Source organism: Psychrobacter sp. AOP7-C1-14 (genome assembly GCF_052376135.1).
In the GTDB taxonomy this organism is placed as follows: Bacteria; Pseudomonadota; Gammaproteobacteria; order Pseudomonadales; family Moraxellaceae; genus Psychrobacter.
Window position 1 is genome coordinate 147,961 of sequence record NZ_JBQSVH010000004.1, and the last position, 23,928, is coordinate 171,888.

At 43.9% G+C, this 23,928-nt stretch carries 19 protein-coding genes and 2 tRNA genes; 9 read left to right on the forward strand and 12 right to left on the reverse strand.

The window, feature by feature from the left end; translation table 11 throughout:
• The first annotated feature begins 53 nt into the window (after window positions 1-53).
• Both ACT3QN_RS05200 and ACT3QN_RS05205 read left to right on the forward strand, forming a co-directional pair.
• A complete protein-coding gene (locus ACT3QN_RS05200; RefSeq protein ID WP_444522494.1) occupies window positions 54-560 on the forward strand; it encodes a hypothetical protein in 507 nt (168 codons plus the stop codon).
• Window positions 561-681: 121 nt separating this feature from the next.
• The gene (locus tag ACT3QN_RS05205; protein WP_444522495.1) at window positions 682-1,701 is read left to right on the forward strand and encodes an NERD domain-containing protein; all 1,020 of its coding nucleotides are present in this window, start codon (window positions 682-684) and stop codon (window positions 1,699-1,701) included.
• A 12-nt stretch (window positions 1,702-1,713) separates the two neighbouring features.
• On the opposite strand, the gene ACT3QN_RS05210 is transcribed toward ACT3QN_RS05205, so the two are convergent.
• The 9 genes from ACT3QN_RS05210 to exaC form a co-directional block, all read right to left on the reverse strand.
• Window positions 1,714-2,685, reverse strand: a complete 972-nt coding sequence (locus tag ACT3QN_RS05210; protein WP_102093680.1) for a peptide ABC transporter ATP-binding protein — start codon at window positions 2,683-2,685, stop codon at window positions 1,714-1,716.
• Window positions 2,682-3,749, reverse strand: a complete 1,068-nt coding sequence (locus ACT3QN_RS05215; protein ID WP_444522496.1) for an ABC transporter ATP-binding protein — start codon at window positions 3,747-3,749, stop codon at window positions 2,682-2,684. Before ACT3QN_RS05215 ends, ACT3QN_RS05210 begins: the two co-directional genes overlap by 4 nt.
• Before the next feature lies 1 nt (window position 3,750).
• Window positions 3,751-4,665 carry an ABC transporter permease gene (locus tag ACT3QN_RS05220; protein WP_444522497.1) on the reverse strand — a complete coding sequence of 305 codons (915 nt, stop codon included), beginning with the start codon at window positions 4,663-4,665 and terminating at the stop codon, window positions 3,751-3,753.
• Window positions 4,666-4,805: 140 nt separating this feature from the next.
• Complete coding sequence (locus ACT3QN_RS05225; RefSeq protein WP_444522498.1) at window positions 4,806-5,822, reverse strand: ABC transporter permease; 1,017 nt, start codon at window positions 5,820-5,822, stop codon at window positions 4,806-4,808.
• 173 nt (window positions 5,823-5,995) lie between these two features.
• Complete coding sequence (locus ACT3QN_RS05230; protein WP_444522499.1) at window positions 5,996-7,636, reverse strand: ABC transporter substrate-binding protein; 1,641 nt, start codon at window positions 7,634-7,636, stop codon at window positions 5,996-5,998.
• A gap of 506 nt (window positions 7,637-8,142) precedes the next feature.
• Entirely contained in the window at window positions 8,143-9,771 is a 1,629-nt protein-coding gene (locus tag ACT3QN_RS05235; protein WP_444522500.1) for a GMC family oxidoreductase, read from the reverse strand.
• Window positions 9,772-9,961: 190 nt separating this feature from the next.
• The gene (locus ACT3QN_RS05240; protein ID WP_444520539.1) at window positions 9,962-10,288 is read right to left on the reverse strand and encodes a DUF779 domain-containing protein; all 327 of its coding nucleotides are present in this window, start codon (window positions 10,286-10,288) and stop codon (window positions 9,962-9,964) included.
• A 226-nt stretch (window positions 10,289-10,514) separates the two neighbouring features.
• Complete coding sequence (adhP, locus tag ACT3QN_RS05245; protein WP_444522501.1) at window positions 10,515-11,543, reverse strand: alcohol dehydrogenase AdhP; 1,029 nt, start codon at window positions 11,541-11,543, stop codon at window positions 10,515-10,517.
• Between the two features lie 224 nt (window positions 11,544-11,767).
• Complete coding sequence (gene exaC / locus ACT3QN_RS05250; RefSeq protein ID WP_444522502.1) at window positions 11,768-13,294, reverse strand: acetaldehyde dehydrogenase ExaC; 1,527 nt, start codon at window positions 13,292-13,294, stop codon at window positions 11,768-11,770.
• 335 nt (window positions 13,295-13,629) lie between these two features.
• Here exaC and ACT3QN_RS05255 point away from each other — a divergent pair, with 335 nt between their 5' ends.
• The 3 genes from ACT3QN_RS05255 to ACT3QN_RS05265 all read left to right on the forward strand — a co-directional run bounded on the left by ACT3QN_RS05255 (window position 13,630) and on the right by ACT3QN_RS05265 (window position 17,057).
• Entirely contained in the window at window positions 13,630-15,567 is a 1,938-nt protein-coding gene (locus ACT3QN_RS05255) for an AAA family ATPase (RefSeq protein ID WP_444522503.1), read from the forward strand.
• 158 nt (window positions 15,568-15,725) lie between these two features.
• A complete protein-coding gene (locus tag ACT3QN_RS05260; RefSeq protein ID WP_444522506.1) occupies window positions 15,726-16,874 on the forward strand; it encodes a type I glyceraldehyde-3-phosphate dehydrogenase in 1,149 nt (382 codons plus the stop codon).
• Between the two features lie 92 nt (window positions 16,875-16,966).
• Window positions 16,967-17,057 (forward strand) — tRNA-Ser (locus ACT3QN_RS05265).
• A gap of 105 nt (window positions 17,058-17,162) precedes the next feature.
• Here the strand turns inward: ACT3QN_RS05265 and ACT3QN_RS05270 are convergent.
• The 3 genes from ACT3QN_RS05270 to ACT3QN_RS05280 all read right to left on the reverse strand — a co-directional run bounded on the left by ACT3QN_RS05270 (window position 17,163) and on the right by ACT3QN_RS05280 (window position 18,832).
• Window positions 17,163-17,894 (reverse strand): hypothetical protein, encoded by a 732-nt coding sequence (locus ACT3QN_RS05270; protein ID WP_444522504.1) that lies wholly within the window; start codon window positions 17,892-17,894, stop codon window positions 17,163-17,165.
• A 342-nt stretch (window positions 17,895-18,236) separates the two neighbouring features.
• Complete coding sequence (locus ACT3QN_RS05275; protein WP_444520544.1) at window positions 18,237-18,566, reverse strand: CopG family transcriptional regulator; 330 nt, start codon at window positions 18,564-18,566, stop codon at window positions 18,237-18,239.
• Between the two features lie 190 nt (window positions 18,567-18,756).
• Window positions 18,757-18,832 (reverse strand) — tRNA-Asn (locus tag ACT3QN_RS05280).
• A gap of 487 nt (window positions 18,833-19,319) precedes the next feature.
• Between ACT3QN_RS05280 and ACT3QN_RS05285 the strand changes: the two genes are divergently transcribed.
• The 4 genes from ACT3QN_RS05285 to betA all read left to right on the forward strand — a co-directional run bounded on the left by ACT3QN_RS05285 (window position 19,320) and on the right by betA (window position 23,721).
• The gene (locus ACT3QN_RS05285; RefSeq protein ID WP_444520545.1) at window positions 19,320-19,664 is read left to right on the forward strand and encodes a DMT family transporter; all 345 of its coding nucleotides are present in this window, start codon (window positions 19,320-19,322) and stop codon (window positions 19,662-19,664) included.
• A gap of 1 nt (window position 19,665) precedes the next feature.
• Entirely contained in the window at window positions 19,666-20,235 is a 570-nt protein-coding gene (locus ACT3QN_RS05290; RefSeq protein ID WP_444529085.1) for a TetR/AcrR family transcriptional regulator, read from the forward strand.
• A gap of 151 nt (window positions 20,236-20,386) precedes the next feature.
• On the forward strand, window positions 20,387-21,889 hold the full coding sequence (betB, locus tag ACT3QN_RS05295; RefSeq protein WP_444523929.1) for a betaine-aldehyde dehydrogenase: 1,503 nt from the start codon (window positions 20,387-20,389) through the stop codon (window positions 21,887-21,889).
• 131 nt (window positions 21,890-22,020) lie between these two features.
• The gene (gene betA / locus ACT3QN_RS05300) at window positions 22,021-23,721 is read left to right on the forward strand and encodes a choline dehydrogenase (protein WP_444523930.1); all 1,701 of its coding nucleotides are present in this window, start codon (window positions 22,021-22,023) and stop codon (window positions 23,719-23,721) included.
• The last annotated feature ends 207 nt before the right edge of the window (window positions 23,722-23,928 follow it).

Sequence of the window (23,928 nt, forward strand, 5' to 3'; positions counted from 1 at the left end):
TGGATAAGGACTGTAGTGTCTGATTTTATGCTGCTGAACTTTGGATGAGATAAATGGAAAACATACAGTTAACAACACATACAACATGGTTGCAACAAATAGGTCTAAGTGAAGGAGTGATAGCAGCCTTTATCATTGGATTCTTAGGCTTGTGCGGTATTTTCATTACTCAATACTTTGACCGAAAAAAAGAGCGTCGAGCTTTCCTTAGAGAGAAGTTTGAAGAGCTGGTTTTTAGGCTTGCAGATTTTGCTACTCTCGTTAAAGAGTATGAAATCAAAAATTTTCAGGGTAAAGATAGTAAAAGCTTTGATCTGAGTAATTTTGCTAGAGAAGGTGGGAAAGTTGAAATTTTGACAGTATTATATTTTTCTGAGCTTGAAGATGAATGTAAGGTTTTTCTACAGGCAGGATCAGATTTATGTGCCGCGCAGCGATTTCTCGAAATAAACTCTAATGATGAAAACTTAAATAAACTTGAGCAGCGTCAAGCAGATTTTGAAAAAGTTTATAATAGCTTTTACCACAACATACAGAAATGTATTCCAAAATATATTTAGTTTCTAAAGCGTGAATAATTCAGTCTATACTACGAAAATTAAGTGTACAGTTTTTTATATTTGCTTTATTTATCGTATATATACTTCCTACGATTTCTATTCACGTGTTGAAAGAAAAACTATGTCCCTAAAATCCAGCTTTAAAGGTTTCCTAGGTGAAACCGTCATCAACGTTGCCATGTGGCTAAAACTAGAAAAAAATATCTATCACCGATTAAACGGTATTACTTTGCCACGAGCCAATGGCGGCAGTACGCAAATCGACCATATTATCGTTTCTGTATACGGTATCTTTGTCATCGAAACCAAAAACTATAAAGGCTGGATATACGGTAGCGAGAAGCAAAGGCAGTGGACGCAATCATTCCCAAATGGCAGTAAATACAAATTCCAAAACCCATTGCGCCAAAATTACTTGCACATTAAGACGCTCGCAGATTTATTAGGTTTAGAGCTGAGCTACTTTCATTCAATGATTGCGTTCATCGGTGAGTGCGAGCTAAAAACTCGTGATGAATTACCTGAGCACGTATTGACGAGTGGTATGGCATCTTATGTGAAGAAGAAACAAGATAAGATACTGACTGAAGACGAGGTCAAGTCTATCGTTGAGCAGATTAATAGCAATAGATTTAGTAAATCTTGGCGCACTAATCGAAGGCATAAAGCCTACCTAAAAGACAAGCATAGCCCCTCAAACAAACAGCCTGGTGGTAACGCTACTGATAAACCAATTACTAAAGTGGCTAATAACCCTACACCAGAGCCAATCGTAAAAGACACCGCTAAACGAGCCACGCTGAAAAGTAGAGAAGTGCCTCGCTGGTCTGGTCAAACTGAAATTGCATCTAACGAGTTACCGATTGATAGTTTGAATACTCAGAAGGCAAGCCCACCACAAGATATGGCTGATAAGGTTTTTCTTACGCCGTTTGAGGTTGCAGAATCTGAGCCAAAAGTGAATGAACCTGCAACACTTAAAGCGACAGACTATGACGCTAATATCGATCAAGCGCCAACCTGCCCAAGATGTACTGGCGAGATGGTCAAACGCGTGGCAAAAAAAGGCGCACGCCAAGGACAATCCTTTTATGGGTGCGCGCAGTTTCCTACGTGTCGCGGTGTGGTAAATATCGACTAGCCACTAATTACCTTAACCATATATCTCTTCTAAACGTAAACAAGCCACCAATCGACCATCCCATTCGCGCAGTTGTGGCTCTACTTCGCTGCACTGCTGTTTGGCATAGGGGCAGCGTTTATGTAGGGCACAGCCACTTGGTGGATTGAGAGGACTTGGTAGCTCACCTTGTAGGGTTAAATCATTTTTATGACCATTGACCGTTGGTGCAGCAGCCAGTAGCGCGATGGTATAGGGGTGTTTTGGCGCATTATAAATCGCTTCTTTGGGGCCGTGTTCAACAGCTTGACCCAAATACATCACCATCACATCATCAGCGACGTGGCGTACGACCGATAGATTGTGCGAGATAAAGACGTAAGCGGTACGATACTCATCCTGCAAATCCATAAATAGATTTAAGACTTGCGCTTGGATCGAGACATCGAGCGCGGAAGTTGGCTCATCAGCGACGACAATTTTAGGATTGAGCATCATCGCGCGCGCGAGGGCAATACGCTGGCGCTGACCACCCGAAAACATATGCGGATAACGACCAGCATGTTCGGGCCGTAGACCGACATGCCTCATCATTTCGTTGATTTTGTCACGCTTTTCTTCTTTAGACAGTTTGGTATGAATATCCAACGGCTCAGTCAATTGATAGCCAATAGTATGGCGAGGGTTTAAGCTGCCATACGGATTTTGGAAAACCATTTGTATTTCAGTACGCAACTCTTTTAGTGCCTTTCTGCTATAGCCTGTGGTGCCTTCATCGTTGATAAATAGCTCACCATGTGTAGGTGCTTCGATCAGTGTCAACTGGCGGGCAAGGGTAGATTTGCCACAGCCTGACTCACCAACGACTGCCAATGTCTTGCCAGCTTCAAGTTCGAATGAAACACCATTGAGCGCTTTTACGTACGCTTTTGCTTTGCCCAAACCTTGTGATACTGGGTAATGCTTGTGTAGATTGTCTGCTTTTAGGACCACTTTGTTACTCATACTTGTGACTCCAAGGTAGCAGCGTGAGAGGAATGAGAAGTAATATTAGAATCAATACAACGCACCTTGCCATTAGGTGTATCTAATATCGGCGGTGGTACTTCGCATGCAGGTTCTTTATACGGGCAACGGGGAGACAACAAGCAACCAGCTGGTCTGTCGTACTGACTTGGCACGACCCCTGGTAAGCTATTCAGACGGTCTTGACCGATAGCTAGCTCAGGGATTGCTTGCAGCAATGCCTCAGTATAAGGGTGTGCAGGATGCTGAAAAATTTCTGGCACAGTACTGGTTTCAACCACTTGTCCCGCATACATGACCGCGACATCACGCGAGTTTTGTGCAACTAGACCTAAATCATGAGTGATTAATACCATTGCCATTTGTTTTTCGCGTTGCAATCGGCTCAGTAAATCCATGATTTGTGCTTGTACGGTGACATCTAGTGCGGTGGTCGGTTCATCTGCGATAAGCAGTTTTGGCTCACAAGCAAGCGCCATCGCAATCATAACTCGCTGACTCATGCCACCTGACAACTGATGCGGATAGACTTTGAGACGGTTTTTGGCGTCAGGCATTTCGACCAACTCTAACAACTCTAAAATGCGTGTTTGTACGGCTGCGCCTCGCAAACCAAGGTGCTTGCGCAGGACTTCACCCAGTTGCATCTCAACCGTAAAGCTTGGATTTAAGCAAGACATTGCATTCTGAAAAATCATAGAGATGTCTTTACCAATGATTCCGCGTCTCTCTTTGGCTGACATACTGAGCATGTCCTTATTATCAAATACCACTCGCTGAGCACGGACGGTTGCAGAAGGTGGAAGTAGCCCCATCAGTGCCATCATCGTGACCGACTTACCTGAGCCAGATTCACCCACGACAGCTATGACCTCACCTTGGGTTATTTTTAATGACACATCATCGACTGCGCGAAAGGCACGTACCCCTTGTCCAAACGTGACAGACAGGTTTTCAATATCTAGCAACAATGGTGAGTCTTTCGTTGATGCGCCATTCATAGAGGTGTGAGTGGTAGGTGTTTTGATTAATGGTTCAGTCATCTTAGGTCACCTGCTTTAATTTGGGATCTAGCGCATCGCGTAAGCCATCACCAGTCAGGTTAATCGATAATGCAGCCAAGAAGATAGCGACACCTGGCCAGATTGCTAGCCAAACATTGCTTTGAATATATTGTCGTGCCGTACCTAGCATCGCGCCCCATTCAGCATCAGGTGGCTGTACGCCAAAGCCTAGGAAACCAATCGCACCTGCTTCTAAAATAGCAGACGAGAAAATCATCGTTGCCTGTACGATAAGCGGTGCCATACAGTTGGGTAAAATGGTGATAAACAACAAACGCAATACGCCAGCACCCATTACTTGTGAGGCAATAAAGTATTCACGTTGTAGCTCTACCATCGCAGTCGCACGAGTCAGACGAATAAATGGCGGTGTACAGACCAGTGCGATCGTAATAATCGTATTGGTCATAGATGGCCCTAAGATAGCGGCAATAATAATAGCCAATAGTAAGCTCGGGTACGACATCAAGATGTCATTAACCAACATGACCGCTTTGCCCCAGACCTTTGGCCAAAACGCGGCACTCAGTCCTAGAGAAATACCAACTAACATCGCTAGAGTCGTTGCGCTTAGACCGATAAACAACGAATAACGTGCGCCATACATCACGCGAGACAATGTATCTCGGCCTGCATCATCAGTACCTAGCCAAAACATGGTATTACCACCATCTAAAAAGGCAGGTGGCAATTGCTCTTGACCGGTGAATAACTCGTAAGGATCATGAGGTGCAATAGCAGGCGCGAGTATCGCAACTAGAACCATTAGTGCCAGTACAATAAAACCAATCACGGCGCCTTTGTTTCGGCAGAACGTCGATAAAAACAGCTGCCAAGATGACGGCGGTTTGGCTGCCATCAGATTGACATCAGAGGGAAGAACAGAAGGCTTCATGAGCATTTCCTATAGTGACTAGCGCATCGGATTCGTTTGGGCTTCTTTTCCTAACAATCATTAGGAATTTGCTAAAACCTCTAGAACCATGCAAGCGCTAATTATCACTATTTATAATGTGAGTATTTATCAATGTTGAATTAAGAAGTATGGCGAATACGTGGATTGATCAGACCATACAAAATATCAATAAATAAACTAACTAAAATCAGAGCGGTGGCGACCAATAAAATACCGTTTTGTACGATAGGGTAGTCACGCGTGAAGAATCCATCGAGTAACCAGTTGCCAACACCCGGCCAGCTAAAGATTGTCTCAGTAATAATTGCACCTGCTAGCAACGTTGCCATCTGTAGACCAACGACTGTAACAACAGTAATCAAGGCGTTGCGCATCACGTGAACCAGTATCACTCGGCGTGGAGATAAGCCTTTGGCTCGTGCTGTACGTACATAATCTTCATCTAACACCTCCAGCATCGCTGAGCGCGTCATCCGTGCAATCATGGCAAGCGGAATGGTCGATAATGCAATCGAAGGCAATATAAAGTGTTTGACCACATTCCAAAACGCGCCCGGCTCTCCTGAGCTTAGTGAGCCGAGTAACCATGAGCCATACAATGGCTGCACATCTAAGAACTGCGCGACGGATATCACCCCAGCGACAGGCAAGAGACCTAAATAATGAGCGAAGATACCAGTCAGGATAGGGCCCAATAAATAAATGGGCATAGAGTATCCTGCCAACGCGCCTGACATGAGGGTGTAATCAATCCACGTACCACGGCGTAGGGCAGCAAAAATCCCCAAGCTAATACCAACGACGCTAGCAATAACAATGGCACACAGCGCTAACTCTAAAGTAGGGACAAAGTGAGCAAAGAAGTCTTGTAGTACGGGTGTACGAGTACGAAAAGATTGGCCGAAATCGCCTGTCAAGATACCCGTTAGGTAGTCCCAATACTGGGCGATGAGGGGTTTATCTAGTCCCAGTCTCTCTAGCGCGCGAGCGTGTAGCTCAGGGTCGACCATACGCTCACCCATCATAATCTCGACTGCATCTCCAGGGACGAGGCGAATTAGAGTAAAGGTGGACAGGGTGAGACCAAGATAGACGGGTATTAAAATGGCAATACGACGCAGAATATAAAGTAGCATGGGCTGCTCAATAGTTGTGGTTCAATGATTAGAGTATTAGTAATGATGAAGAGTTCCGTGACAAAGCGCTTAACTCATATTACTTATATGAATTCGGCTGGAGCAGAGTAACTGACCCAGCCGAAAATCAATGAATAAATTGCGAATGTCGTAACGGAGTTAATCAGTCAAGGTTATTCAACTTTTACACCATCGAAGCGTATTGAGCCAAGTGGGCTGATTTTATAATCGACAACGTTTGGTGCGGTGAACACCGTCACTACTGAATGCGCCATCGTCGTCCAAGGAAGCTGCTCTTTGAATATTTGCTGAGCTTGCTCATATTCACTGACACGCTCATCTTGATTATTAATCTGGCGAGCATTGGTCACCAAATTATCGAAGTCTTTGTTACACCAGCGTGAGTAGTTATTGCCACCGACTGCGTCACAAGACAGTAATGAGCCAAGCCAGTTGTCTGGATCGCCATTGTCGCCAGTCCAGCCCGCTAGAATGACATCAGGCTCGCCTTTAGCAGCACGTTTTAGGTACTCGCCCCACTCATAAGTCACAAGCTTGGTATCAACACCAATTTTCGCCCAGTCTGCTTGCAGCATTTCAGCCATTAGCTTGGCATTTGGATTGTACGGACGCTGAACTGGCATATACCATAAATTGATAGCTAGGTTGTCCGCGCCGGCTTCTTTGATTAGTACTTTTGCTTTTTCGACGTCGTAAGGTGCGTCTTGAAGTGACTCGTCATAGCCCCACTGCGTTGGTGGCATTGGGTTGGTCGCCTTGAGACCTTCGCTCTGATAAACCGCGTTGATAATGGCGTCTTTGTTGATCGCCATATCTAATGCTTGACGAACTTTAAGATCGCTCAATTGAGGTTTTTCAACGTTGTAACCGACATAGCCAACGTTGAAGCCAGGCTGATTAAGAACGGTAGCTTTACCTGATTTTTTGACAGATTCGATTTCGGCAGGTTTTGGATAAGCGGACACGTGACATTCGCCAGCTTGCACTTTTTGGGCGCGTACTGCTGAGTCTTTAGTGATGACAAATACTAGGTTGTCGATATGAATGTCGTCTTTGTTCCAGTAGTCTGGATTTTTGGTGTAACGAATTTGTGCATCTTTTTGATATGAAGTAAAGACGAAAGGTCCGGTACCAACGGGCTTAGTATTAATATCAGCAGCATTATCAGAGGCTAGCAATTGATCTGCGTACTCAGCAGAGTTGATGTAGGCGAAAGGCATCGCTAGGTTCTGTAGGAACGGTGCATTGGTTTCGCTAAGGGTGATTTTCACCGTATAGTCGTCAACCTTTTCGATATTAGAGATAATATCAGGTAGCCCCATACCGACCGAATATGGGAATTCAGCAGGATAAGCTTTGTTAAATTCAAAGTCTGGGTCAGTGATACGTTCTAGCGTAAAGACAATGTCATCCGCGTTGAAATCGCGAGTCGGAGTAAAGTAGTCAGTTGTACCGAATTTAACCCCTTTGCGTAGATTAAAAGTATAAATCTTGCCGTCTTCGCTAATGTCCCAGCTTTCAGCAAGTCCTGGTTGAATTTCTGTCTCCGCTCTTTTGAATTCTACCAAGCCATTGTAAATAGGGAATGCACTCGCATCAAAATCCGTGCCTGAAGTATACTGCGCTGGATCAAATCCAGCAGGGCTACCTTCTGAGCAATAGAGCAATGTCTTCGCAGCTTTAGCGTCTGAGCTAGCAGCAGAGTCGTCGGTAGTTTTGTTGTCTCCACTACAGGCACTGATACCTAAGACAAACGTCGCCAACATCGTAAGTTTGAAGAGTGATTTTTGCATTATTACATCCTATGTAATGGTAGGTAGTTACTCATGTATCCATATGCTCGTACTTGAGCATGAATATGATGAGAAATTATTTAATAACCTCTAAAGTCTCCATCTATACAATGTTTAATATATACAAAATAAAACATATTAAGGGTTGTTATAACTTTAAATTATGTAGATGAAAACTAAAAATATAAACAAGTCGTTCGAATATACTCTTTTAATCTGTAGTAACGCAAGCTATAAATAAACTAATTTTGATAAAAAATAGATTATTATGCTGTCAGTAGCATGGTTTTAGTGGAATATACTAGATTTTATTGATTTTTGTCTATATATTTTATTTTTTGCAGGTAAGCAGCTAAAAATTATTTCTGTATGCCTTTATTACTAAATATAGACGTCAAGAAATAAACTGGTTACGTTCGTTTAGCGTAGCCAGTTATGAAGTGCCTTTAGGATGGTTATCTGTGCTGTGTGGCGATATATATGACTATATTTTATGTAGAGATGTTTTAGGCATGGTTATGACTTTCCTTAATGAGATCGGCTAGTTTTTCGGCAATCATAATGGTTGGCGCATTGGTGTTGGCGCTAATAAGCGTTGGCATCACTGAAGCATCGATGACTCGTAATCCACTTATACCCCGTACCTTCAGTTCCAAATCAACCACGGAGCTGTCATCTGAGCCCATGCGGCAAGTACCTACTGGGTGATAGATAGTATCTGATTTATTACGGATATAGCCAAGCATGCCATCTTTTTCGATGTAAGGGGCAGGGTAGTCTTCCGTGATGTACTTAGCGAGCGCGGACTCCTGCATGATGGCTCGAGTCCGCTCGGCGCCTGCCACCATATACTCTACGTCTTTTGGATGAGACAGATAGTTTGGATCGATCAAGACGGCATCAGATGGATCTGCTGAGTCCAATCTGACAGTGCCACGACTTTTAGGACGCAAGTAACAGCTATGGCAAGAGACAGCAAACCCACGTCTGAGGTTGCGGCCATGCTCGATCACGCGCGAGATGACAAAGTGCAGTTGGGTGTTTGGCCACTCTTTTGGGTCATCACCGACGCTAAAGAACGCACCTGCTTCGGCATAGTTGGTAGATAGTATGCCTGTACCGTCCTTTCTCCATTGCCGAATGCTTTTGGTCAATGTCGAAATAGATGCCATGCCAATACCGATAACGTCAGTAGTATTGACCTCGTAATCAAAGACGACGTCTAAGTGATCTTGCAAATTGCCACCGACTTCAGGTGCATCTACCACCACATCGATACCATGAGACTGCAAATGATCTGCAGGGCCGATACCCGAAAGCATTAGAACTTTGGGTGACCCAAAGGCACCACCTGATAGTAAGACTTCATGACGTGCCATGACAGTGTGTTCGACGCCGTCTTTTTCGTAGACGACACCTGTTGCTTGATTGTCTTCGATAATGACGCGGTTAGCCTGCGCATGAGTGATAACCGTCAGGTTGGAGCGGTTTTGTACAGGATGTAGATAAGCGGCTGCGGCAGAGCAGCGTTGGCCTTGTTTTTCACCATGGAAATGAGTGACTTGATACAACCCTGTACCATCTTGCTTTTCGCTATTAAAGTCGGTGTTGTGATCTAGGCCATTGGCAATCGCAGCTTCTACGAATGCTTTAGAAATATCTCGTGGACTGAGTAGGTCACTAACATGCAGCGGCCCGCTATCACCATGTAAATCATCGCTACCACGGACGTTATTTTCAGCTTTGATAAAATAAGGCAGGACATCCTCAAATCCCCAGCCAGTACAGCCTTGCTCTACCCAGCGCTCATAGTCTAATCTACTACCGCGTGTATAGATCATGGCATTGATGGCTGATGAACCGCCTAGGCATTGTCCACGCGGCTGAAAACCTTTACGATTATTAAGGTGCTCTTGCGGAGTGGTGTGAAAGCACCAGTTATTCAATTTAAGCGGTTTGCCAGGAACCATCAGAATCAGTCCAGCAGGTACTCGTACTGCTAGATCTTTGCCATCACCGCCGTACTCTAACAAGCAGACACTGATATCTGGATTTTCAGTAAGACGGCTGGCGAGCACGCAGCCCGCTGAGCCACCGCCTACGATGACATAGTCAAAGGTTGTGTCAAATTCCATTTTATATTCCTTATAGCATCCGTGCTAATTAAAATAGGCTACGCTTTACAGTAACTATTATTCTGCTGAAATAATAAAATAAAAATGACTCTGCGGTATCTGTTTGCACAAATATTATAGAAGAAGCTAAGACTGTTGTATTGGGTACATCATTTAAAATGAATGCTACTTAGTGTTGCACCGAACGAGCTTATATCGCACATATTTCTGAGCGTACGATAAAGCGTTTGCCTTCAGGTATTTCTAAGGAAAAACTTGCACCGCGCCCATCGACGACATCAATGGTGAGGTCGGTGTGCTGCCATAGATTATACTGTGCCTTACCCATATAGAATGGACATCCAGCAAGATCCCCAACCAGTACATCCTGACCGCCCACTTTGAACTCTCCTAATGGATAGCACATCGGCGAGCTACCATCACAGCAGCCACCTGATTGATGAAACATCAGCTCACCATGTTTAGATTTAAGCAGTTCAATTAAGGTAGTGCAGGCTTCTGTTGCTGTAACTTTCATAATGACTTCCTTATCATATAAATTATAGTTGTAGACATTGTTTTATTTGAAGTGAAGTAGGTTAGCTCATATCTATATTAAGTGAGAATATAAAAAGTCGTATCACTTTCACTCACATCATTTATAGTATGTGAACGAAAATGATACGACTGACGGTTTATGATCTATAGTCAAATTATCTCTAATCGACTATTTTAAGAAAAAGTCAAAATATCATAAGTGATAATTACATACTATAATCAATGACAATACGTCCTTCGATTTTTCCGTCACGCATACGATCAAAGATATCGTTAATGTTTTCTAGTGGTTCTGCTGCTACAGTCGCTTTGACCTTTCCTGCGGCGGCCATGTCTAGTGATTCCTGTAAGTCAAGACGTGTACCCACGATAGAACCGCGAATAGTGATGCCGTTTAATACGGTGTCAAAGATAGAGACAGGGAAGTCGCCTGTTGGTAAACCATTGCAGACTAAAGTACCACCGCGTCGCAACATGCTCAATGCTTGGTCAAACGCTTTAGATGATACTGCTGTTACTAGTGCGCCATGCGCGCCACCAATCTCTTTTTGTAGATACTCACCAGGATCAGTGTCTTTTGCATTGACCGTAACGTTGGCACCTAGCTTCTTAGCAAAGGCAAGTTTTTCGTCATCAATATCCACTGCTGCAACATTTAGCCCCATTGCAATAGCATATTGTACTGCCATGTGACCTAGCCCACCAATACCCGAGATAACGACCCAATCGCCTGATTTGGTATCAGTCATTTTGAGCCCTTTATAGACAGTGACCCCTGCACACAGTACTGGTGCAATTTCTATAGAATCAACGCTATCAGGAATAATACCGACATAATCGGCATCCGCTAGAACATATTCTGCGAAGCTACCATTGACTGAATAACCAGAGTTTTCTTGGCTCTCGCATAGCGTTTCCCAACCACCCAAACAATGAGTACAGTGTCCACAGGCTGAATAAAGCCAAGGTACGCCAACTCGGTCACCTTCTTTTACATGAGTAACATTATCACCGACGGCAGTGATTAAACCAACGCCTTCATGTCCTGGAATAAATGGTGGACTGGGTTTGACTGGCCAATCACCTTCGACTGCGTGTAGATCAGTATGACAAACGCCTGACGCTTGCATCTTGACCAAAATTTGACCAGGACCTGGTGTGGGAGTATCTACTTCTTCGATTTTTAAAGGTTGGTTGAACTCGTGCAATACGGCTGCTTTCATTTTATCAGTCATGTCGTTATTCCTTGTCATAAGTCTTGATACAGCCAATCCTCTATAGATTAGATACGTTGTTAGCCTCGTCTAGTCTACTACTTGTAGTACTTTCACGCGCTTTCCTTGTATCCAAACTAGATTGAACCGACTATCGCTACTATATGAAAATGCTCTATAAGCATTCCTAACACACTTTGCAACCTCAGTTGCAAAGTGCTTTAAGCCAGTATTTAAATGTGCGTCTAGAAGAAGCCCATTTTCTTCGGATCGTAGGATACCAGCATGTTTTTGGTTTGTTGATAGTGATCTAACATCATCAAATGGTTTTCGCGACCAATACCAGACTGTTTGTAGCCACCGAATGCAGAATGTGACGGATAGACATGGTAGCAGTTAGTCCATACACGGCCTGCTTGGATGCCGCGACCGAAGCGATATGCTTTATGAACACTGCGCGTCCAAATACCTGCACCTAGACCATACAATGTATCGTTGGCAATTTTCATTGCGTCTTCATCGTCTTTAAAGGTAGTCACGGCAAGTACAGGTCCAAAAATTTCTTCTTGGAACACACGCATATCGTTCGTGCCTTCAAAAATAGTAGGTTTAACATAGTAGCCGTCTGCTAGGTCGCCATCGTGTTTGGCTTGATCGCCACCAACTAGGACTTTTGCACCTTCTTGTTTGCCGATATCTAGATAAGATAAGATTTTCTCTAGCTGGTCTGAGCTTGCTTGCGCACCAATCATCGTGTCAGTATCTAGTGGATTACCCATTTTGATGGCTTCGACACGAGCGACACAGCGTTTGATAAATTCATCATAAATACTCTCATGTACCAGTGCACGTGACGGACAGGTACAGACTTCACCTTGGTTGAGCGCAAACATCACTAGGCCTTCAACCGCCTTGTCTAAGAAGTCATCATCTTCATCCATGATGTCGGCGAAGAAGATGTTTGGACTCTTACCACCCAGCTCCAAGGTCACAGGAATGATGTTCTCACTGGCATACTGCATGATAAGGCGACCGGTGGTGGTCTCACCAGTAAAGGCCACTTTATTGATACGCGGGTTTGAAGCCAGTGGCTTGCCTGCTTCGACACCAAAGCCATTAACCACGTTCAATACGCCTTTAGGTAAAATATCAGCCGCACCGATAATTTCTAGCATGTATAAAACAGAGGCAGGGGTTTGTTCCGCAGGTTTGAGGACGATACAGTTACCCGCAGCTAATGCAGGGGCTAGTTTCCATACGGCCATTAGGATAGGGAAGTTCCAAGGAATAATCTGACCGACAACGCCAAGTGGCTCATGGAAATGATAGGCAACGGTATCATCATCGATTTGACTAATGCCGCCTTCTTGGGCGCGAATAGCACTAGCGAAATAACGGAAATGATCAACAGCCAGAGGGATGTCTGCTGCGAGTGTCTCACGCACTGGCTTGCCGTTTTCATAACATTCAGCAATAGCGATAGACTCGAGATTGGCTTCCATTTTATCAGCGAGTTTCAGTAGGATATTCGCACGTTCCGTCACGCTGGTTTTGCCCCAAGCGTCTTTAGCAGCATGTGCCGCGTCTAATGCTTTTTCGATATCGGCTGATTTTGAGCGGGCGACTTGGCAGATGACTTTGCCATCGATGGGACTGGTATTGTCAAAGTACTCACCATCAATTGGTGCTATCCATTCACCATCGATGAAGTTGTCGTATTTTTCGCGGAATTGGACTTGGCTTTTCTCGGTATTCGGATAAGGGTATAACATTAACTGCTCCTTGTTGTTTTATATATCAGGTACACGATGGGTAAGCCATAATTCATCATTTTATTGTGTATGAAATAGAGACTTATATCGTCGTTACTTAATCTTCCTAATTAAGTTCTCAATCAATCGTACTGAACTTTTGCTTATACTTATACTCAATTTTAATAATGATTAGTCGGTATACGTATGAAATTTAGTTATGGAAAATGTATCGGTTAAAGTGGTTCGTAAAGTTGATGTAGCTGCTATAATTATTGGCAGTTTTTTAGGCTATTGCATTTATAAATTTGCTGATAGCGGCTCTTTTTTTCTAAGTTATTGGTTGGTTTACATATATGCGTCAATCTTCTGCTCTTGATATCTTAAAAACAGGTCAAAACGTCTTTTTGACCGGCTCAGCAGGTTCAGGTAAGACTTATACTCTCAATCAATACATCGACTATCTACGCGCCCGCCGTGTGCCCGTTGCGGTGACCGCCAGTACGGGTATTGCCGCAACGCACATGAATGGCACGACGATTCATAGCTGGTCAGGCATCGGTATCAAGGATGAACTGACTGATCGAGATTTAACTACTTTGTCACGCAAGCAGTTCTTGGCAGACAGATTGAAAGATACTGCGGTATTGGTCATCGATGAGATTTCGATGCTGCATGCCAAGCAGCTTAATTTGGTCAGTCAAGTGCTTAAGCATATTCGCAAAAATGACAAAGCGTTTGGCGGTATTCAAGTGGTTGTCGCAGGAGATTTTTTTCAGCTACCACCGATTGGCAGTAAAGGTGAAACCAATCGTGAAAAGTTTGCCTTTATGTCTGAGGCGTGGCTCGATGCCAAGTTCCATATTTGCTATTTGTCTGAGCAACATCGTCAAGTCAGCGATGCAGCCAACGGTGGTCTTGACTTGGACGATATTCTTAACCAAATTCGTCGGCAGGAAGTGACTTTTGAGGCAATTGCTGCTTTAGAAGCAACTTATGACCAAAGTGTCGATATCAAGCGTACGCGTCTGTATACGCACAATCTCAACGTGAATAAAATCAATGATAAAGAGCTGGCTTCTCTAGATGGAGAGATGATGCGTTTTGAGGCGACGGCGACAGGCGATAGTAAGCTGGTTGAGACGCTAAAAAAGACCGTCCGTACCCAAGATGAGCTGATTCTTAAAGTTGGCGCAAAAGTGATGTTTATCAAAAACAATGCTGAGCTTGGCGTCTCTAATGGAACAATGGGCGAGTTGATTGGATTTGCTGCTGTCAAAATAGACGATAAAGAAAGTAGTGACGCGTTGATTGAAGATGATAGCAGCGATGACGTTGATGAAGATGTTGCTAGCGAAAAAACGACAAAAGGTAAGAAGTCCGCTGCTAAGAAGGATAAAGAAAAACCAAAGTCGAAGAAACCAACGACCCAAAAAATGCCTGTCGTGCGGCTTAATTCAGGACGAGAGGTTATCGCTGAGCCTGAAGAATGGATTATCGAAGATGAAACGGGTGATGTATTAGCAAGTTACTTACAAGTGCCGCTCTGTCTGGCATGGGCGATTACCATTCATAAATCACAAGGCATGACCCTCGATGCAGCTGAAATTGACTTGTCGCGTACTTTTGAGTTGGGACAAGGCTATGTGGCATTATCACGTCTCAAGTCGCTATCGGGCCTACAGTTGCTAGGGATGAACGATATGAGCTTGCAACTCGACCCATTGGCTCGTGGTGCAGATAAGCGGTTTTTGGTACTGTCTGAAGAAGCGGATGCTAATTATGCGATGCTAGATGAAGAAAGCATGCAGCAGGCACATGAAAAATTCGTCCTAAAGTCAGGTGGGACATTGAGCAAGTCAGTAATCGACGCCTACGCCACACTACAAAAGAAGCGCCGCGAACAGCAGCAAGCGAAGATTGATAAAAAACAGAAATTAGGCAATCAAGTCTCTGACAAGTCAGACAGTACTCTACTTGCGACCAGAGTGTTATTAGAAGAGAGTTTGACTATTGCGGAGATATCACAAGCCCGTCAGTTGTCACAGTCGACTATCATGCGTCACATCGGTGAATTAAAGTCGCAAGACCCAAGCCTTGCCTGTGATCATTTGCGTCCAGATGATGAGGTGATGACAGCCGTTGGTAATGCTTATGTCGCCATTAGAGTTGCTAACAATCCAAATGACTTCAACGATGATGGCAACATCAAGCTGCGTCCGATATTTGATCATCTTAAGCAGAGCATTGACTACAACACCATTCGCCTTGCACTGATTTTTATTACTCCGTAGCTGTATTACTTATAACTTTACTACCTATTATTTTACTACTTTAGTTTTTTGGCCTTTATTTTTACTATTGCTTAGTATTCAGCAATTATAAGGGCACTCAACGTGATAACGCTCAGTTTTTGCACCTATTTATAGCGATACCCTTTATGTCCAATGTTATGCCTGATTTTTCGAGCGCTACTTATCAATTGACCCCTGATCCGATAGCGGCGACGTTCCGTACGACGGGTGAGCACACACAGCCACTGAGAGTTGCTATCAATGGTTTTGGTCGTATAGGGCGCAATGTACTCCGTGCTTTGCTAGAGCGCTTTGAGGTGTTGGGCCGTGCGATTCATGTGGTGGCAATTAATGATTTAGCGCCAGCGGATATCTTGCTGCATTTATTAAAATTTGATAGCACACATGGTCGCCTCAGTCGACTAGGGGTAAATGCTGAGATTGTAGAGAATGAGTCAGGTGATACCAATAAGACCGAGCTTTGCCTGACCAAGAACAACCTAACTTACTGCATCAATATGCTGTCTGAACCTGATCCTAAAAACTTACCTTGGCAGGCGCTGGGTGTCGATGTGGTTTTAGAATGTACTGGGCATTTTCGCTCGTATGAGCAAGCGACGTTACATATTGATGCTGGTGCGCAGCAAGTTATTATCGGTGCCGCACCATTTGACGATGTAGATGCCTGTATCGTCATGGGCGTGAATACCGATGCGCTCACGCTTGAGCTACCGATTATCTCTAGTGTTTCTTGCACCACGCAGGCATTGGTACCGCTGATTGATACGCTAGATAAAGCGTTTGGTGTACAGTCTGCCATGATGACTGAGATTCATGCAGTTACTGCTGATCAAACGGTGCTAGATCAAGCACATCGAGACCCAAGACGGGCGCGCGCTTCTGGCTATAATATTATCCCAACGACGTCCAGTAGTATCGCTGCGACAGAGCGGGTGCTACCAGCTATGGCCGGCAAGATAAATGGACATTCGATACGTGTACCCACTATCGACGTGGCTGCGATTGATGTCACCTTTGTATTTGATACGCCAGATGTCGATATTGAGATAGTGCGAGAGGTGCTCAAATCTGCTAGCCAAGCACATCTGCATGACATCATGGCTTATACCGATGAACCGTTGGTATCTAGTGATTTTATCCATCAGACTGAGTCACTCATTATTGATGGTCAGCAGCTTATGCAAGTAGGCGGTCAGTATAAGGTTTTTGCGTGGTATGACAATGAATGGGGCTATGCCAATAGGCTGCTCGATATGTGCTTACATTTGGCCTCAAGCCAGCGATAATGCACCAATTTAAAAGTATTCGAAAATTAATTGAATTTTTTTAGATTAGGGGCTTGCATTATAAAATGATATCTATATAATGATGCACCAATGGAGACGTGGCAGAGCGGTTGAATGCACCGGTCTTGAAAACCGACAAGGGTTAATAGCCCTTCGAGAGTTCGAATCTCTCCGTCTCCGCCAAATTCGAAAAAGCCCTAATCATCAATGATTGGGGCTTTTTTTTATGGTAGTGATAAAAGTATTCAATACTACCTTCTATAAAGCTCTCAATATAGTGCGGGGCGGCTACTTCACCAGTGAGTCTTCGAATTCGATCGTCTGATCGTCCACTAAAATAAGCGTGCCTTTATTAATCTCGATAGTCATGCCGTTAGCGTTTTTGATAGCACGCATGACATTGATATCCTCAATACTGCTTTCGATAATTATTTTTCCGGATTGTTCTGGTGCGATAGGTGGATCAAACGTTGTCAAAGGCACATTGAAGTTCTTGCCTTTTTTCAGGTTGGCATCCTTCATGGTTAGCGTACCTTTAAAGCTTTTTATCGCACCTGTTCCATGATTAGATAGCATAAACTGCATTTTGACTTGATTTAAGCTATCGCTATCACTGGTTTTCACAGGTAGTAGGGCGACAGGGTACATCTGCGCGGTAGCGTTAGCTGCCTGATCAGTGACAATAGGGCTTTTCTTGCCTGTTGGATTGTTTGGATGTAGACGCTCGTATTCACGCTGTTGTATCAGTGCTTGCTTAATAGTAGTGCGCGGCATGGCACCTGACTCATAAGCATCGCTCAACTTCATGCGCAGCATATATCGGCTGAGCACTTGTTGGTCAGCCTCAGACAGTTGCTCAAAAGTTTGCCCTAACTTTTTTTGCCATTGGTCAGAATCTGTCGGTATGGTTATCTTACTTGGATCAGTCTGCGGCGATGAGCAGCCAGCCACAATCGCTAGCATGGCTACTGTTACGGTTGAAAACAAAGCCTTGTTGAAATGCTGATGTAAGCTCGTCATCGTACACCTCCTTGTCAATTTTTATTATGTTAAAACCTCATAAATAGTCACGACTCTACTCTTAATATACCTTGTTTAAACATCTGTTGTGTTTGATTATGGATAATTACAGTTGCAAATAGCTTGGAGTGTCTAAAGATATACATACGGTAGATTAGATAGTAGAAGGGTGTAACAAGAAGAGAGTTGGAGAAATATCAGCAATGTTTCAACTTTTATAACGGCCACAAAAAAAGACCAAACTTGCTCAAGCAAGCTTGGTCTCTTTTATTCTGATAGCACTGAATATCGAGTCTTAGCTGTATTGTTCTAATGCTATTTTATAGCGATACTATCAATCGTCTAGTCGTCATCTTGTAATTCAGATAGCGGATGAGTGATGTTATTGTTATGCGTCACAACAATCGCTTCATCAATAATGTGCTGGCTAACACCGCGCTTACGTAGCGTTTCGATGAATACTTCATCATGAGCAAGCGTATAATCCTGATGGTCACGATCCAAGCCCTGACGTATGTATAAGCGAATAAGCCCTTGAATGCGCTTAAAGCCCAAGTCTGAAGACGTCGTTTCTAATAGGGCAATCATCTCTTCAGACAAACGAATACTAATCGGACGCATGATCTTCTGCGGATGCGCAGAGAATTTATTTTTTACACGTACAGGTATCATAATAAACCATTACTTTTAGTGAGTATGAGCAGAGCACTCAAACAAAAACGAACCCAATCAAATCTAACCTTACCATACAACAAAAATGTCTAAAAGAACACCGCAGCCGTGCTAATATTATTAGAGGTAAATATAAAAGGTACAACAATAAAAAAACCTCCATCAAATTATGATGAAGGTTTTTAGTATATGGCTCTCCAACCTGGGCTCGAACCAGGGACACACGGATTAACAGTCCGTTGCTCTACCAACTGAGCTATTGGAGAATAGATGGTCATAACAACAAGCTATTGATGCTTTCTATTAAAGCAATTAATTATCTTGTTTGCGTTATGTGGGGCACATTTTAGCCAAGTCGTTACAGGCTGTCAACCTTATTATGCGTTTAATTATAAATATTATCGCAATTATTAAAAATTAACGTCAATCCCTTGTCCGATAAGCTATTTCAAGGCTCAATTTTATAGAAAATGACTATAAATAGGCTGCAAGAATAAAGATTATTTTTAGAGCTTCTCATCTGATGTATAGGAAAAACGATAAAAGTATAGAAATAGATATGAATTGAATCAAGTCAAACTGGATTTGATGCTTTGTATTTTCAAATATAAAGGTAAGGCGACATCGTTTGACACAATAAAGTTGCAAGATAGCCCTTCACATTGGTAGTAGAGTTCTATAAAATACCGACCATGTGGTTTCTTTGCTATGTTTTTTCATAGCATGCGTTGAATAAAAGCGGGTGTTCTAAAGATGAGTCCTACTACGATTGCTTACGGTTATCTGACTATTGCCATTATATGCGAAGTGGTGGGTACGACTTTTTTAGTAAAGTCAGAGCAGTTCACCCGTTTGGTGCCAACTTTGATGATGGGCGTGCTCTATGCTATCTCATTCTATCTGTTGGCTCAGACGCTCAAAACCATACCGCTAGGCATTGCGTATGCACTGTGGGGCGGGCTTGGTATTGTGCTGACATCACTCGCTGGTGTGGTGCTATTCAAGCAAAATCTCGATACAGCAGCAGTGGTCGGTATCGCGATGATTGTCGGCGGTGTTGTTGTGATGAACTTATTGTCTAATTCTGTGGTGCATTGATATGGTAAATGCTTATAAGCGTAAAAAACAACCAGAAGTCATTCGTCGTGCGTTGTTAGATCAGGCAGCACGTATCACATTGGAGCAAGGCTTATCTAAGGTAACGTTTCAGGCAGTCGCTGATGCAGTTGGTGTCACTAGAGGTGGCGTGATGCATCATTTTTCTACCAAAAACGCACTCGTGCTAGAAGTATTCAATGATGCAATGGCTAAATTTGAGGCAGAAGTAAACGCAGCAATGGCCGAAGATCCTATTAAATACGGTTCATTTACTCGCGCTTATATAGACGCCACCATCAGCCTCGGCGAAAAAGGGCAGGAAGAGTACGATAATCAAGCAACCTTATATGTGCTAATGCTTGGTGATAGTGAACTGCGTGAGTTGTGGGCTAAATGGGCAAATGAACAAATTAAAAAACATGCTGAAACGGATAATACCGAGACATTATGTATGGTGCGTCTCGTCGCCGACGGTATTTGGCTCTCAGACTTTTCAGGCATTGATATCGCAGATAAAAAGTCGCTGCGTAAGCGCTTGATAAAAATGACGCAACACGATTTCGATGTATAAAACGATGCTGATTTATAACGCAACACTGATTTATAAAGTAATTTTTATTTCACTATTTAAAGACTGAATCTTGAAACTTAACTAACGACGATACTATTCGGCCTGAGTGCTTTTATATAGTTACTTCTGCCAATCGTCCTAAGGAGAATTTATGACTGATCTTAATAATTTGACAGATCTTATCGATTTAGACCAAGTACAAACAGCCTATATCAACGGTCGCTATCTAGCAGTTGATGAATCGCTGACAACTTTTGAAGATATCAATCCAGCCACGGGTGAAGTATTGGCAACGATCCAGCAAACCAGCAATGAGCAGATTGACGAGGCAGTAAAAGCTGCTCATAAAGGTCAAAAAGTTTGGGCAGCGATGACAGCAGTTGAGCGTGGCCGAATCTTATCAAAAGCTGTTGAAATATTGCGCGCACGCAATGATGTTTTGGCACTACTTGAGACCAAAGACACGGGTAAAGCTTACTCTGAAACTAAGTACGTCGATATTGTCACTGGTGCTGACGTCGTTGAATACTATGCAGGGCTTGCGCCAATGATTGAGGGTCGTCAGATTCCATTGCGTGATACTAGCTTTGTCTACACTCGCCGCGAGCCGCTCGGAGTAGTCGCTGGTATTGGCGCGTGGAACTATCCTATTCAAATCGCTATGTGGAAAGCGGCTCCTGCGCTGGCTGCTGGTAATGCGATGATTTTTAAACCATCAGAAGTGACGCCGCTAACGGCATTGAAGCTGGCAGAGATATTGACAGAAGCTGGATTGCCAGATGGTGTGTTTAACGTGGTTCAAGGTAACTACGAAGTAGGTCAGGCGTTGACTGAACACCCAGATATCGCAAAAGTATCGTTCACAGGTGGTGTGCCGACCGGTAAAAAAGTTATGTCGAGCGCGGCAAGCTCATCTTTAAAAGATGTAACTTTAGAGCTTGGTGGTAAATCACCGTTGATTATATTTGATGATGCAGATATCGATACGGCTGCTGACATCGCTATGATGGCCAACTTCTATAGTACTGGTCAGGTGTGTACCAATGGTACGCGTGTATTTGTCCCCAAAGCGCTACAAGCTAAGTTCGAGCAAGCTATCTTAACTCGTGTTGAGCGTATTAAGCTAGGCGATCCTATGGATGAAAATATCAATATGGGTCCATTGGTTAGCTTCCCGCATATGGAAAGAGTGCTTGGTTATATCGAGCAAGGTAAACAAAGTGGTGCACGTCTACTAGTAGGCGGCGCACGTGTTACGACAGACGAGTTTGCAAACGGGGCGTTTGTCGAACCGACTGTATTCACTGATTGCACGGACGATATGACAATTGTACGTGAGGAGATATTTGGCCCAGTAATGTCGATATTGACCTATGAGACTGAAGAAGAGGTTATTCGCCGTGCCAATGATACCGATTACGGATTGGCAGCTGGGGTTGTGACTGTAGATCTAAAACGCGCGCATCGCGTCATTGCTCAAATCGAAGCTGGCATCTGCTGGTTAAATACATGGGGTGAGTCGGCCGCGCAAATGCCAGTAGGTGGCTACAAGCATTCTGGCATCGGCCGCGAAAATGGTATCGAAGCGCTTGAGCATTATACTCAGACCAAATCTATCCAAGTAGAGTTGGGCGCGTTCGAATCGGTCTTTTAATTGTCCACAGTTTAATAATTTGTATTGAGAAAAACTAAGCCAGCAAGGTTTTTTATCAGGTCTATTTGGCCTTTTTAGTAGACCTTACTGACACTAAACGATTTATGTTTTTCAATATTATGGAGTATGTTATGCCATCAACCACACATGAGTACGACTACATTATCGTTGGTGCAGGCTCAGCAGGAAATGTGCTGGCCACACGTCTGACCGAAGATGCCAATATTAGGGTACTGCTGTTAGAAGCAGGTCGTCCAGATTATCGTTCTGACTTTCGTACCCAAATGCCAGCTGCGCTTGCAATGCCACTACAAGGGACGACTTATAACTGGGGTTATAAGACAGATCCTGAACCCTATATGAACAACCGTGTCATGGACTGCGGTCGCGGCAAAGGGCTAGGTGGCTCATCACTGATTAACGGTATGTGCTACATCCGTGGTAATGCGTTAGATTTTGATGATTGGTCTAAAATAAAAGGCCTATCAGATTGGACATATTCTGATTGCTTACCGTATTTCAAAAAGCTAGAAAATCGTGACGCTGGCGAGAATGACTATCACGGCGTGGGTGGTCCTGTTGAAATGACTACCTCAAAGCCAGGGGTTAATCCACTGTTCCAAGCTATGATTGAAGCAGGCGTGCAAGCGGGCTATCCACGTACCGAAGATCTAAACGGCTATCAGCAAGAAGGTTTTGGTCCGATGGATCGATTCGTGACACCCAACGGTCGCCGTGCATCAACGGCTCGCGGCTATCTCGATCGTGCCAAACCTCGTAGCAATATCACGATTTTGACAGGTGCGTTGACTGATGTAATTTTATTCGACGGCAAGCGCGCTGTCGGTGTTAAAGTCGAGCACGAGGGCCAGACCAAAAATTTCCATGCCGCTCGCGAAGTAATTGTCTCTTCTGGTGCGATTGCTTCACCGCAACTGTTACAACGTTCAGGTATCGGTCCTGGTCAGTGGCTAAAAGACGCTGGTGTGACTGAAATACTAGAGCTGCCAGGTGTCGGTAATAATTTACAAGACCATTTAGAGCTGTATATGCAGTATGAATGCAAACTGCCAGTTTCAATCGCGCCTGCCAATAAATGGTGGAATAAGCCTGCGATTGGTGCAGAGTGGTTGTTCAATGGCACAGGTCTGGGTGCTTCTAACCAATTCGAAGGTGGCGGCTTTATCCGTACCGATGAAAAGTTCACCCATCCAAACATTCAGTATCACTTCTTGCCGTTAGCTGTACGCTACGATGGCCGTAGTGCCGTTAAATCGCACAGCTTTCAGGCACACGTCGGCTCATTGCGCTCGCCAAGCCGTGGTCGCGTCAAGCTAAAGTCGCGTGATCCCAAAGCGCATCCAAGTATTTTGTTTAACTATATGTCGCATGATCAGGACTGGCAAGAATTCCGTGCGGCTATGCGTATCACGCGTGAAATCATGCATCAGCCAGCGCTCGACCCTTATCGTGGTCGTGCGATTGCACCGACTGATGATTTGGTCACCGATGCCCAGTTAGATGAATACGTACGTAATCATAGTGAGACGGCTTATCATCCATCTTGTACCTGTGCGATGGGTGAAGACAATGATTCGGTAGTGAACGGCGAAGGTCTGGTTCACGGTATTGATGGCTTGCGAGTCGTCGATGCATCTATCATGCCCAACATCATTAGTGGTAATCTCAATGCCACGACTATTATGTTGGCAGAAAAAATTGTCGATAAGATGAGAGGCGTGAAGCTACCACGTTCTACGGCAGATTATTATGTAGCCAATGGTGCACCACTGCGCTCTGAGCCAATGCGTGATTACCTCTCGACGGTGTAGGCTGAGATATAAACCTACAGGCAAAAAACTGAATAAATAACGATATGAGAAAATTTCAACAAAAGGGCCTTTCCAAGTAAAGGCCTTTTCTATCAGCGTTAGCGTATTAGAATGATGAATACCGCTCAGGTTGAAGTTGTTTATAATTTTATTAGCTTTTTATTTATTGGTACTGCTTTGTCCGTCATGCGGTTGGTTCCACGTCAT